This window comes from Streptomyces composti (genome assembly GCF_012034205.1).
Classification (GTDB): Bacteria; Actinomycetota; Actinomycetes; order Streptomycetales; family Streptomycetaceae; genus Streptomyces; species Streptomyces composti.
Genome location: NZ_JAATEM010000028.1, coordinates 1 through 12,415, shown reverse-complemented (window position 1 = coordinate 12,415; position 12,415 = coordinate 1). Strand labels below are relative to the sequence as shown.

Here is a 12,415-nt window from a genome sequence, read left to right as displayed (position 1 = left end):
GCGCCGTCGGCCCATCCCCAAGCCGGCGGTCGGCTCCTGCCCACGGTGGGCAGAGCCGGAAGCCGTTTTCCAACGTTCCGAGAGGTTGTTCGTGTCGGCCAGCACATCCCGTACGCTCCCGCCGGAGATCGCCGAGTCCGTCTCTGTCATGGCGCTCATTGAGCGGGGAAAGGCTGAGGGGCAGATCGCCGGCGATGACGTGCGTCGGGCCTTCGAAGCTGACCAGATTCCGGCCACTCAGTGGAAGAACGTACTGCGCAGCCTCAACCAGATCCTCGAGGAAGAGGGTGTGACGCTGATGGTCAGTGCCGCAGAGCCCAAGCGGACCCGAAAGAGCGTCGCAGCGAAGAGTCCGGCCAAGCGCACCGCCACCAAGAAGACGGTCGCGGCGAAGGCGTCGTCCACCCGCAAGGCCACCGCCACCGCCACGCCCGCCGCGGAGTCCGCCGCCGAGCCGGCCGCCGAGGAGAAGGCACCCGCCAAGAAGACGGCTGCCAAGAAGACCACCGCCAAGAAGGCGGCCACCAAGAAGACCGCGGCGAAGAAGGCCACCGCCAAGAAGGCGGCGGCCAAGAAGGACGACGTCGAGCTGGTCGACGACGAGGTCCTCGAGGACACCAAGGTCGCCGAGGAGCCCGAGAGCGCCGAGAGCGCCGGCTTCGTGCTCTCCGACGAGGACGAGGACGACGCGCCCGCCCAGCAGGTCGCCGCCGCCGGTGCCACCGCCGACCCGGTCAAGGACTACCTCAAGCAGATCGGCAAGGTCCCCCTGCTCAACGCCGAGCAGGAGGTCGAGCTGGCCAAGCGCATCGAGGCGGGTCTGTTCGCCGAGGACAAGCTGGCCAACTCCGACAAGCTGGCGCCGAAGCTCAAGCGCGAACTCGAGATCATCGCCGAGGACGGCCGCCGCGCCAAGAACCACCTGCTGGAGGCCAACCTCCGTCTGGTGGTCTCCCTGGCCAAGCGCTACACCGGCCGCGGCATGCTCTTCCTGGACCTGATCCAGGAGGGCAACCTCGGCCTGATCCGCGCGGTCGAGAAGTTCGACTACACCAAGGGCTACAAGTTCTCCACGTACGCCACCTGGTGGATCCGTCAGGCGATCACCCGCGCGATGGCCGACCAGGCGCGCACCATCCGTATCCCGGTGCACATGGTCGAGGTCATCAACAAGCTCGCGCGCGTCCAGCGCCAGATGCTCCAGGACCTGGGCCGCGAGCCCACCCCGGAGGAGCTGGCCAAGGAGCTCGACATGACCCCGGAGAAGGTCATCGAGGTCCAGAAGTACGGCCGCGAGCCGATCTCCCTGCACACCCCGCTGGGCGAGGACGGCGACAGCGAGTTCGGCGACCTCATCGAGGACTCCGAGGCGGTCGTCCCGGCCGACGCGGTGAGCTTCACCCTGCTGCAGGAGCAGCTGCACTCGGTGCTCGACACCCTGTCCGAGCGCGAGGCGGGCGTCGTCTCCATGCGCTTCGGTCTCACCGACGGTCAGCCGAAGACCCTCGACGAGATCGGCAAGGTGTACGGCGTGACGCGTGAGCGCATCCGCCAGATCGAGTCCAAGACGATGTCGAAGCTGCGCCACCCCTCCCGCTCCCAGGTGCTGCGCGACTACCTCGACTAGGACCGGACGCTAAAAAGGGCCCTGACCTGCACTTATGGTGCGGGCCGGGGCCTTTTTGGTTGAGCACAGCGCTCCTACTGAAGATATCGACGTAGGATCGGCGACCATGAACATAAGGGACATACAGTCACTTCTCGACTCCTGGCAGCTCCATCTGTCCGCCGAGAGGAAGAGCCCCCAGACGATGAAGACGTACAGCGACGGGGTGAAGGCCTTCATCCGGTGGGCGGAGCAGGAAGGGTGCGAGCCGTCCCTCGACAGGCCCCCGGTGAACAAGTTCGTGGCCCACCTGCTCGACTCCGGGGCGTCCGCCGCTACGGCCAGGTCACGGCAGCTTGCCGTACGACGCTTCTCCGCGTGGCTGGCAGACGAGGGCGAAATCGAGGTCGACGCCCTCGCGACGCTGAAGCCCCCGAAGCTCGACCGCAAGGTGATACCCGAGCTGGACGAGGACGAGCTGAACCGCCTGGCCAAGGTGTGCGGCAACGACTTCCGTGGGTTGCGTGACGAGGCGATCATCCGGCTGATGGCCGAGACCGGCATGCGGGCCGGCGAGGTGGTGGCGATGACCACCGAGGACATCAACCTGCGGGCTGGCGAAGCGGTCGTACGGCGGGGCAAGGGAGGCAAGGGTAGGACGGTGTCGTTCGGTCCCAAGACCGGCTTGTCCATCGACCGCTACGTCCGTCGGGGCCGCAGCACCCACCGCATGGCACATCTGCCGGAACTGTGGCTGGGCGACCGGCAGCGCGGTTCTCCTACCAGGCCCTGTACAGCGCCCTCAAGCTTCGAGCCAAGGCCGCCGGCGTCGAACAGTTCACCCCACACGTGTTGCGACACACGGCGGCCGGCAGGTGGCTGGACGCCGGAGGTTCCGAGCCTGGGCTGATGCACATGTTCGGGTGGGAGCGCCGGGACATGATCGACCGATACACCGGGGCGACCAGCCAGCGGCGGGCGATCAGCGAGTCGAGGAAGCTCAACCTGGGCGACTGGTGATCCATACGCACCCCTGCTTACCGATCACGTGGGCTCTGGGCGTTTCAATCCACGGCGCACGGTTTACGGTGTGCAACAGCGATTGACCACAAGATCAAGATTTATTCCAAATCGAACAGATGCTGATCGAGACAACAGAATAGAGTGATCATGACCCCGGAGCAGCGCAGCACGAAGGCGCGGGCCGCCGCGTACGCCAGGTGGGCCAAGGAGGACGACCCCTCCAAGGCGACCCAGTCGGCCCGTGACGCCTTCCTCGAACGCTTCGAGAAGCAGGTAGACCCGGAGGGCCGGCTGACGCCCCAGGAGCGCTCCAGGCGAGCCAAGGCGGCGCGACGGGCTTACTTCCAGACCCTGGCCCTGAAGTCATCCATGAAGCGCCGCGCTCAGGACTCCAGCACGTAGGTGGCACGGCCGGCGGTGACAGTGCGAGCGTTCCGGACCTCATGGGCAGCCCTCTTGGAGCCTCGACCCGCTCCTTGCTCTTCCGGCTACCCCGCTCCCACATGAGTCCTCGCACAGATCGCTGCAGATGCCTCAAGACCGTGTCCTGTGGTCCGCGCCGCACGGGCCACCGGCCTGCGCAACCTGCGCCTTGCATGACGCGGCGCAGAACCAGATCTGGCTGAAGATGATCCAGCCGTCGACCTGCGACTGCGGCTGTTCTCCGCTGCCGCCCAGCTCTCGTCACCACCAGGCGCCGCCGCATCCAGCAGCTCGCCCGACACTGGCCGTGGAGGGACGTGATCACAGGTGCCTCGCACGGCTGGAAATTCCCGAACCCGGACTGACGGTCACGGATCTCACCCCGGCCGGCAAGAAGATCTTCGAAGAGCAGCTGCCCAACAGCGAGCCCAAGCTGCGGGCCGTCTTCGACAAGACCGCGACGTCCGGCACCGTCCTCGTCATCGTCGACCAGCCCGCATCCATCGGCGCCCTCCCGCTCACCGTCACCCGCGACGCCGGCTGCAAGGTCGCCTAGCTGCCGGGACCCGCGATGCGCAGGATCGCCGATATCTGCCCGGGCGAGGCGAAGACCGACGCGAAGGACGCCGCGGTCATCGACGCCGCTCGCACGGTGCCGCATACCCTGCGCTCTCGCCGCCGACTGACCGTGCTGGTCGGCTTCGATGAGGACCTCGCGGCCGAAGCCACCCGCACCTCTAACCGGATACGCGGCCTGCTCACCCAGTTCCACCCCTCGCTGGAGCGAGTCCTCGGCCCCCGCCTGGACCACCCCGCCGTCACCTGGTTGCTTGGAACGCTACGGCTCCTCGGCCGCGCTGTGAAAGGGCGGCCGCCGCAGACTCGCCGAAGCGATCAGACCCAAGGCCGCTCTGCTGGAGGAGCACCCCTCCTTCCCAGGTCCTGACCTCGATGCCGGAGGCGCGGTCAGGACCGCCGCCATCCTGCTGGTCACCGTCGGCGACGGCACCAGCTTCCCCACCGCCGCCCACCTCGTCTCCTACGCCGGCCTCGCCCCGATAACGAAGTCCTTGGGAACTCGATCCAGGGCGAACACGCACCCCGAGGCGGAAACCGGCAGCTCATACGGCCCATGTTCCGGCCCTCGCCGCACTGCACGACCCCGGCTCCCGCACCTACTACGACAAAGGCCGGGCCCAGGGGAGCGGACGGCGCTTGCCCGTCTCGCGGCTGACCGCCCGGAGGTGCGCTGGGACCGGCTGCTGTTCTGCGCGAAGGAGGCTGTGTACAAGGCGTGGTCCCCGCTCACCGGCAGTCGGCTGGGGTTCTAATGAGGCCCGGGTGGAGTTCGATAGGGACGGCTACGGCTTCCGCGTGTGGCTGTCCGTGCCGAGCCCGGCGGTGGTGGGTGCCCCGTTGACCGGGCTGCGGGGCAAATGGACCACCCACGGTATCGTCGCGGCGGCCGTGACCGTGCCCGCCGGGTGAAACATCCGCCCGGCAGGTACGCGCGACCGTGCGATGGGTTACCCGGCGACGAGGTCGCCCGACCTCAGTCCGTCGAGCACCACGGCGCTGTGTCGGAAGTCTTCCTCCGTGAGCAGGCCGCCCAGCAGCACGGTGTCTACCCCGAGCGCGAGGTAGCGGTCCAGGTAAGCAGCCACCTTGCGGTAACTCCCCACGAGCAGCGGCATGCTGCCCTTGTCCGCCCGGTAGGCACCGGTCCAGTACACCTCGTCGTACGTCTGTTCCTTGCCGGAGGCCAAATATGCCAGCCTGCGGCTCCAGTCAGACTCCGAGCGTTTGCGCATGGCGGTCTTCAGCTCGGACATCCGGTCGCCTGGGTAGAGCGTGTGGGCCGCCTCCCATGCCTCGTCGTCCGTGGGCCGGGCCACCAAGCCGATCCGGATGCCGGTGCGCGGACCGGTGCCGTCCTCCCTGAGGAATGTCTGGGCGAAGGCATCCACTGGCTCGGGATGCGTGACAGCGATGTCCCCGATCTGGGCCGCGGCGCGCTTGCCGGCTGTGGAGGAGCCCGCGACAAAGATGCGCGGCCGCTGCTCCGGCTCCAACCGGGAGTGAGTCCGTAGCCCTTGGTACCGGTAGTGGCGACCCTCGTGGACCAAGGGCTCGTCCGAGGACAGCAGGTGCCGCAGGACGGTTGCGTACTCGACCGCCCGCTCGTAGCGCTGGTCGTGGTCGAGCGTCTCACCCACCTGGATCAGCTCCTCGTTGGCGGCGCCGGTGATCAGATTGACGTCGATCTGGCGCCCGTGAAGTCGGCTGAGGGTGTGGATCAGTTTGGCGGCGGTGAACGGCGGGAGCGCGTAGGGCTGGAGCGCGACGAGCGGAGTGAGCGCCTTGGTGTGGTTGAGGATTGCCGAGGCGACCGCCCACGGGTCGAGGTTCTTATGGTTGTAGAAGGCCAGCAGGCCGTCCAGCCCGTACTCCTCAGCCCGCGCGGCCAGTTCGGTGACGAGTGGCAGAGGCTCGCCCTCACGTGGGTGCGGGGACAGAGCGGTCCCGAAGACGTCAAAACGGCGAGGGGTCATGGTGTGTTTCTCCAGCGGTCGGCCGGCCGTGCCTCGGGCACGCCGGGAGCTTCAGGCGGCGTCAGCGGGCTCCGCGCGCTGTGCCTCGGCGATCAGCACCTCGTGAACACGGCGGACCATGCAGGCGAGGTCGTCCCGGGCGAGCCCTCTGGCCCGCAGGCGCAGCGCCCAGCTGTCCCGGCCGTTATCGGTGATCCGCAGATAGAAGCGGGGGCCAAGAGCCTGGAAGACGGGCTCCCAGGTCAGTGCCGCCTCAGCCCGACCGTCCGCGACCACCGAGTCCGCCGAGAACGGATCGATGATGTGGTTGACCGCCCAGAGGTGCTCAACCTTTGCCGCGCGGTCCGGAAATCTGCCGCGTACCTCGGCCATCGCGTCCGGGTTGTACATCCCGTGCCGGTAAGCCTGAAGTCCGCGCCGGTGCAGCAGCCGTGCCAACTCGGCGAATCCGGCCTCCGGGGTCGCCTCGACGTGAGTGGGGGTCCATTGGTTCACGGTTGAGACACAGCGTTCCCAGCGGGGGGTGAACCGGTTGGCGGACAGCAACCACATCGGCAGGGAGCGCACCTTCTGCACGTCGGCCACGGCGGCGACATAGGCCGTCAGCGCGAGCGTGGGCACCGACAGCTCCCATCGGTTTGCCAGCACGGCGGCGGCAGCTCGGGAGCGGCGCGAGCGCAGGCAGACCTGAAGGGTCTCCGTCTCCGCCCCGGCCTCGGCCCCTGCTAGGGGGGCGTTCCGGGCCGCCGAGGCGGTGAAGATCTTCTCCCAGTGCCGGACGGCGGCGCGGTGCCGGGCCGCCCCAGTGGCGGAGCGCTGCTCCTCGGCCAGACCGATGAGCGAGTACGCAGGGGTCCGCGGCTCCCGGCCTGCCAACATGGCGGTCAGATCGTCCCAGAGGATGGCCTTTCCCATGCCGTCCGCGCCGAGGTGGTGGTGGACCATCGCCACGTGGGTTGCACGCCCACGGCGTTCCAACACTCGAACTCGGAAGCTGTATTGACTGGTGAGGTCGAAGGGTTCCGTGGCAAGTGCCGCCACGACGCGCCGGGCCTCCTCCTCGGCGTCCCGGCCACCCGCGGCCGTCTGCACGGTGGAGATGTCGACACGGCTGGCGTGCGGGTGCAACACCTGCTGGGGCTCTTGGGGGTCCGACAGTCGGTAGATGGTGTGCAGGGATGGGTGACGGGCCTGGAGTTCGTGCCACGCCTCGGTGACAGCATCGGCGGATGATCCGTCCGGCAGCGTCCAGACGGTGGCGAGGTTGCCCTCATGGCGGCGCTCCCGCGGCAGGTGCTGCACACTGCGCCACAGGGAGAGCTGGCCGAAGGTCAAGGGACCCGACGAGACGGCCATCATGTCTCCTGAGAACTGTCGAGGGGACGGGGAGCCACCCACAGGAACAGGGACAGGGCCAGCGGGGGTAGCGCGGCGAGCACGTTGAGGGTCTGCCATCCCAGGCTGGTGAAGAGGGGGGCGGAGGATAGGGACGCCACGGTCGCGAAGATGCCGGTGCTCCCCTCGACCACGGCTTGGATCCGGCCGCCCGCGCCAGGGGGGTAGCAGCGGACCACGAAGGCACTTCCTGCCACGTACAAGATGTTCCAGCCCACCCCGATGAGCGCCAGCGAGATCACGAAGGACGACATACCGGTGCCCGCCGCGCCGGCCAGAGCTCCAACACCGAGGATCAGGCCGCCGAGGATCGCCGTGGGCCGTGGGCCGAGGCGGGTGTTCAACCGCCCGCTGAACAGCGACGGCGCGAACATGCCCACCATGTGCCACTGGATGATCAGCGCACTGTCCGCCGCCGAGTGCCCTGCGTGCGCGCTGCCCAGCGGTCCGGCCGCCATTAGCAGCGTCATGACGAAGCCGGCGACGGTCAGGGCGCCCAGCCCGATACGGAAGGCAGAGGTGTGTGCGGCCGTCCTGACGGGAACCGGCACGACGGCCTTGGCCGCCGGGGGCGCTGCCGCGGTCTCCTTCCCTGGCGCAGGCCGGTCCGACCGGACCAGCGCGACCAGCGGGACGACCCCCGCCGCGAGGACTGAAACCAGTAGGTAGGCCCCCGCGTACTTAGCAGGCAGCAGATCACTGCACGCTGTGGCCGCAATCGGTCCCAGTATGGCGGCCGCGACCCCTCCGCACAGCACCGTGCTCACGGCCCGCTCCCGCCGCCCTGGCCGGGCGCGGTCTGCCGCCAAGTACCGGAAGTATCCTCCGGTCGCCTTGTAGGTCCCCACGACGGCGGTACCCGCGCAGAGCAGGGCAAAGCTGCGGACTTCCATCGCCCACATGGACATCAGTCCGCCGACGGTGGCGAGGACCGCGCCGGCCGCCAGCACCTTGCGGTGCCCGAAGCGGGTGCTAAGCATCCCCGCTGCGAAGTTGGAGACCATCGCCACCACCGTCATGGCGCTCAACGGCAGCGTCGCGAGAGCCACGGTCGGCGCGAGCGAGAGCCCGGCCATGGCCGTGAGTGTGAGATCCACGCTCACACCCATGTAGAACAGGAACTGGCATGCCGTCAAGATTGCAAGGTCAGCCCGGTCACGTCCTGCCGCGCGCCCTGAGGCGACGAGGGGCGGTGCGAGGGACGGCCCCTGTCCTGGGGTGCTTTCCATACGGAACGAGCCCTTCTCCTTGGGCGGTTGCTTCGGGTCAGGCAGCGCGGGAGGATGACCCGACAGTCCACGATGACACCTCGGTCCACCTGCGGCGCACCTGGCTGACGCAGTAGTCCCAGTACGACCGCACGGACAGGTCGTCGTAGATGAACTCGCGCTTGGCCATGACGTCGGTCGGCGTCGAGGTGTGGTAGCCGCCCGGAATCTGCTCGGCGATCAGCTGGAGCCGGCACGCGCGCTCCAGGGTGTGCGCGTGCACGGTCGCGTGCCGGATCGACTTGCCGACGACCACGCTACCGTGGTTCCGCAGCAGTGCCGCCGGGTTGCCGCCGAGCGCTCGGGCCACGCCGCGCGCGGTCTCCATGTCCAGGATGGTGTTGCTAGTCATCGTGAACCGCTCCAGACACCCCTCGAAGTACGCGCCGTCGTGCGAGACCGGGCGCAGTTCGAGGTTGGAGGCTCCGAAGACGAGGGCGTAGGGGGAGTGGCTGTGGACCACGGCGTGGACATCGGGCCGTGCCTCGTACACCGCCTGGTGCAGCGGGAGTTCTGGCGGGGCCATGGGCGAGGCCGGGGCCTTGTGGTCGAGTGGAACGGCGATCACGTCCTCGGGCGTGCACTCGTCGAAGCCGGTGACCGCGCTCTTGATGAGGAAGTAGTCCGCGCCGGGGATCCGGGCCGACACCTGGCCCTGGTTGAAGTCGTCGTGCCCGCCCAGCGAGAGCGAGCGCGCCGCGATCGCCACCTGGATCCGCAGCCGTTGGGCGATGGGGGGCAGAGTCTCCGGGACAGCGGTCATGGGCTCTCCTCCACAAGGAGTCGGTCGAACAGATCGTTGATGAGGTAGAAGCCGACGGGTGCGTCATGGGCCCAGTCCGCTGCCGCCAGCGCACCGAAGACGGCGGCTCCGAGGTCCCGCACGTCGTGCCGCAAGGAGACCGTTTCGCAGGGAAACGTCAGGTCGAGGGTGTGTTCGCTCACGGCCAGGCCCGCACGGTAGGACACGACCTCCGTCACCTCGCCCACGCCGCTTGCCGTCTCCCAGGTGGCGGCGAGCGCACGGGCGGAGGCACTGGGCCGGTCACGCTTCGCTGCGGTATGCCGCTCCAGCACACTCGCCACCGGCGGGTCGGGAAGCCTCCGCATGATGCTCGCTGCGGAACGGGTTAGCCGGTTCTGCAGCCAGTGGCCGATGGACAGATTAGTCGCCTGCACCACGGGCACCTGTGCGGAGAGCGCACGGGCTGCGTCGATTCCTTCGGAATCGAGATCCGAGGCGCACGCGATCAGCGCGGCGCCGGCCCGCTGGCAGTACGCCGCGGTGAGGGGCAGGACCGCCCCCCGGCTGGCGTCGATCACCACGGTCGGCGGCGTGCCGGGGACGTCCTCCCAGGTGGTGCGGGTGGCCGTGAGGACCACGGGAACGCCGCGGTCCGCGCACGCGGCCACCAGCCTCGACCCCAGCCTCCCCGACGCGCCGACGATGCCCGATGCGCAGGGTCTCAGCCCGCACCGGTGGCTCCCTGTTCGAGCATGTAGTCGACCAGTTGGTCCAGGGTGTTGAGAGGGCGCTCCTCTTCCTCGTCGAAGTCGAAGTAGACGCCGAACTCCGTCTCCAGCGCGTCGATCAACCGGAGGTAGGTCAGCGAGGTCATCCCCTGATCTGCGAGGGTGAGGCCGGGTTCGAGTGCCTTCTCCTTCGGTACGACCTGCTCACTTACCGCGGCAACGAGTTCCGCGCTTCGCTCAAGCAGTTGCTGGCGGTTGGACATGGTGGTTCTCCAATGCTCAGTGGTGAGTGGGACCGGTGACCGGAACGTCAGAAGCCGGATCCTGCGGCCTGCGTGAAGATCTCCCGTACCGCGTTCATGCGGGGCTTGCCCAGACTGGTTGTCGGAAGCTCCCTGACGACCAGCAACCGCTCGGGCACCTTGTACGGAGCGAGCCTGGCCCGGCACCAGGAGCGCAGCTCGTCTTCGGTCAGCTCCGGCGGACCGGCTGCGACCGCCACGAGCATCGGGTCCCCGTTGTGTTTGTTCGCGGAGAAAACCACGGAGTCGGCCGCGCCCCCTGCCTCGAGCACCGCACGGACCTCGGCCGGATCGATCTTACGGCCGCCGATGTTGATGCCCTTGGACAGCCGACCGTGCAGGTACAGCCGCCCGCTCTCGATGCGGCCCTCGTCGCCGGTGAGGTAGTACCCGTTCCCGTCGAGCAGGTCCTCCAGCACGCCCGGCGCGTTCAAGTAACGGGACCCCATGGAGGTACTGCGTACCCGGATCCGTCCCTGCGCGTCGCTGCCGTCTCCGAAGGCGAACTCGACCCCAGGCAGCGGATACCCCACCCCACGCTCGGTGCCCGGCTCAGGGTCGTACGTCAGGGGCCCCACCTCGGCGATGCCGTAGTAGTTGCAGACGGCGAGGCCATGGCGCTCCTTGAGGTCGAGCGCCGTCTGTGGCCGCAGGGGCGCGGCCGAGGACAGCGCTGCCCGGAGGGTGGCCAGCTCGGGGATCCGGACGTTACGTCGGAGCAGCGACTCGTACAGGGCTGGGAACCCGGTGAGCCGAGTAGGCTCGACCTGCCGGAGGAACCTCATGACGTGCCCCGAGCTGGGTATCCCGGATGGCACCCAGAGCGTGGCACCCGCCAGGAGGGACGGCAGGAGGGATGTGTTGAAGGCGAGGCCGTTGAACAGGCCAGCGAAGCACAGTACGCGCTCGCCCTGCTCCAGACTGGTCGCCGAGAGCCACGCCCGCGCAGCGTTGTGCACGGCGGTGCCGGAGAACTCGATGCAATTCGGGAAGCCGGTCGAGCCGGACGTGAACCGGCAGACCTCCGTCGACGCCAGCAGTTCGGGGCGGCCGCGGCCAGTGTCCTGGACCCGGGAGAGCCGTAGCCCACCCAAATGGGTGACCGGTCCGCACAGAACGTTCCCCGGCAGATCGCGGTCGTGGACGAAGGCGTCGATCCCGCAGCGCGTAACAATCCCGGTGATCTCCTCAGCGCCGAGAGCAGGGTCGACCAGGAACGGCACCATCTCGGCCTTCAGCAGACCGATGTAGGCCGCCACGTAGCGTGTGGAATTGGACGCGTAGAGCACGACCCGTGCTCGGCCTTCGGCGGACGGGTGTGCCGCGTCCCGCCACCAGTCAGTAATCGCCGAGGCGAAATCGTCGGTCACCTGGTCCAGCTCGCGGTAGGTGAGCGCACAGCGGGCATCGGCCAATGCAGGCGCGTCACCGTGCAGGGCAGCGGAATCCGCAAAGACTTCTTTCAGTACACCCATGAAACCTATTCCCGGAACGTGCCCGGCGGTACGCCGGTGCTGACTTGAGCGGTGCGTCCGCGCCGGTTCACTCGCCGTGCGCGTGTGCGATGGCCAGGCGGTCGGTCTTCTCCTTGCCCCCGCCGTCCGCACCCAGCGCCAAGAGGTAGACGACCTCCTCGTCGCTCCCGAGGCCCGCGACCTCGCGCAGCCCGTAGGCGTCGAAGCCTCCGACCGCGGTCACCGCGACGCGCTGTCGGGTCGCCCCCAGATAGAGCAGCTGCGCAGCGGCAGAGGCCTGGAACAGCAGGTCCCGGAGGGCTTGCGGACGCCCTGGCACCAGGAACCGGTCACGAGGCACGTGGAAGAGGACGAGCGCCTGCGCCGCGCTGATATGGCCCTGCCCCTGGCAGAGGCGGGTCATACCGTCCGGGTCGGCGACGACCTCGGAGACGATCAGCCGGATGTCGGCGCTGGGCAGCCAGGCGCGGCATGCGTCGGCGACCGGGCCCGGCGCGACGACCACCGAGATCCTGAGCCCCGCGCCCGGCTTACCCTCGGACACCTGGAGGTCGGTCGGAAGCGGGGTGAGCAGTGTGTTCAGGGCGGCGGCCGTGTCCGGCGCGTCGGTGGCCTCACGGGCGAACGTCTTGCACGAGCGGCGGAGCCGGGCCAGCAGGCGCCACTCGTGGCGGCCGATCCGCAGGAGCTGCGACAACCGGTCCCCCGCGTCGACGACAGGCCGGGACATCACGGGCGCCATGGGGTCGCCGCCCTCGGGAAGCTCCTGCGGTATCTGCGACCAGCAGAACTCCTCCATAGCGCCGTGCGAGTCGGCGGGTGCGTCGGCGGCCTGGTCCGCGATCCACACCTGGTCGTTGCGCGGCGCGGGCCCGGACGGGGCGACGGATATCACCGA

General features: G+C 68.7%; 12 protein-coding genes and 4 pseudogenes. 8 read left to right on the top strand and 8 right to left on the bottom strand.

The genetic code is table 11. The annotated features are described in order from the left end of the window. The first annotated feature begins 91 nt into the window (after nucleotides 1-91). From HCJ93_RS22175 to HCJ93_RS29630, 8 genes and pseudogenes are all read left to right on the top strand, one after another. Entirely contained in the window at nucleotides 92-1,627 is a 1,536-nt protein-coding gene (locus HCJ93_RS22175) for an RNA polymerase sigma factor (RefSeq protein WP_167997538.1), read from the top strand. Nucleotides 1,628-1,661: 34 nt separating this feature from the next. Then, nucleotides 1,662-2,309: pseudogene (locus HCJ93_RS22170) on the top strand (tyrosine-type recombinase/integrase); the annotation flags it as partial. 47 nt (nucleotides 2,310-2,356) lie between these two features. Further along, nucleotides 2,357-2,515: pseudogene (locus HCJ93_RS30235) on the top strand (hypothetical protein); the annotation flags it as partial. 261 nt (nucleotides 2,516-2,776) lie between these two features. After that, complete coding sequence (locus HCJ93_RS22165) at nucleotides 2,777-3,031, top strand: hypothetical protein (RefSeq protein ID WP_167997537.1); 255 nt, start codon at nucleotides 2,777-2,779, stop codon at nucleotides 3,029-3,031. Between the two features lie 150 nt (nucleotides 3,032-3,181). After that, nucleotides 3,182-3,417, top strand: a pseudogene (locus HCJ93_RS30340) (IS1380 family transposase); the annotation flags it as partial. Between the two features lie 11 nt (nucleotides 3,418-3,428). Continuing rightward, a pseudogene (locus HCJ93_RS22155) lies at nucleotides 3,429-4,300 on the top strand (IS110 family transposase); the annotation flags it as partial. After that, nucleotides 4,297-4,383: a 4'-phosphopantetheinyl transferase superfamily protein gene (locus tag HCJ93_RS29635; protein WP_309141481.1), complete on the top strand. Its 87-nt coding sequence runs from the start codon at nucleotides 4,297-4,299 to the stop codon at nucleotides 4,381-4,383. The pseudogene HCJ93_RS22155 and the gene HCJ93_RS29635, both read left to right, overlap by 4 nt. A gap of 10 nt (nucleotides 4,384-4,393) precedes the next feature. Continuing rightward, the gene (locus HCJ93_RS29630; RefSeq protein WP_240967762.1) at nucleotides 4,394-4,540 is read left to right on the top strand and encodes a hypothetical protein; all 147 of its coding nucleotides are present in this window, start codon (nucleotides 4,394-4,396) and stop codon (nucleotides 4,538-4,540) included. Nucleotides 4,541-4,578: 38 nt separating this feature from the next. Here the strand turns inward: HCJ93_RS29630 and HCJ93_RS22145 are convergent, their stop codons facing one another. The 8 genes from HCJ93_RS22145 to HCJ93_RS22110 form a co-directional block, all read right to left on the bottom strand. Continuing rightward, nucleotides 4,579-5,604 (bottom strand): LLM class flavin-dependent oxidoreductase, encoded by a 1,026-nt coding sequence (locus HCJ93_RS22145; RefSeq protein ID WP_167997536.1) that lies wholly within the window; start codon nucleotides 5,602-5,604, stop codon nucleotides 4,579-4,581. Nucleotides 5,605-5,655: 51 nt separating this feature from the next. Beyond that, on the bottom strand, nucleotides 5,656-6,963 hold the full coding sequence (locus HCJ93_RS22140) for a condensation domain-containing protein (RefSeq protein WP_167997535.1): 1,308 nt from the start codon (nucleotides 6,961-6,963) through the stop codon (nucleotides 5,656-5,658). Further along, nucleotides 6,960-8,135, bottom strand: coding sequence for an MFS transporter (locus HCJ93_RS22135; RefSeq protein WP_167997534.1), 1,176 nt, complete (start codon nucleotides 8,133-8,135; stop codon nucleotides 6,960-6,962). Before HCJ93_RS22135 ends, HCJ93_RS22140 begins: the two co-directional genes overlap by 4 nt. Nucleotides 8,136-8,265: 130 nt before the next feature. Beyond that, on the bottom strand, nucleotides 8,266-9,030 hold the full coding sequence (locus HCJ93_RS22130; RefSeq protein ID WP_167997533.1) for a class II aldolase/adducin family protein: 765 nt from the start codon (nucleotides 9,028-9,030) through the stop codon (nucleotides 8,266-8,268). Further along, the gene (locus HCJ93_RS29625; RefSeq protein ID WP_373563602.1) at nucleotides 9,027-9,716 is read right to left on the bottom strand and encodes a dihydrodipicolinate reductase C-terminal domain-containing protein; all 690 of its coding nucleotides are present in this window, start codon (nucleotides 9,714-9,716) and stop codon (nucleotides 9,027-9,029) included. The genes HCJ93_RS22130 and HCJ93_RS29625 overlap by 4 nt, the downstream gene beginning before the upstream one ends. Before the next feature lie 17 nt (nucleotides 9,717-9,733). Then, nucleotides 9,734-10,003, bottom strand: coding sequence for an acyl carrier protein (locus HCJ93_RS22120; protein WP_167997531.1), 270 nt, complete (start codon nucleotides 10,001-10,003; stop codon nucleotides 9,734-9,736). 47 nt (nucleotides 10,004-10,050) lie between these two features. Continuing rightward, nucleotides 10,051-11,517, bottom strand: a complete 1,467-nt coding sequence (locus HCJ93_RS22115) for a class I adenylate-forming enzyme family protein (RefSeq protein WP_167997530.1) — start codon at nucleotides 11,515-11,517, stop codon at nucleotides 10,051-10,053. Between the two features lie 67 nt (nucleotides 11,518-11,584). Continuing rightward, nucleotides 11,585-12,415 (bottom strand): nitroreductase family protein (locus HCJ93_RS22110; protein ID WP_167997529.1); only part of this gene is annotated, 831 nt, incomplete at its 5' end.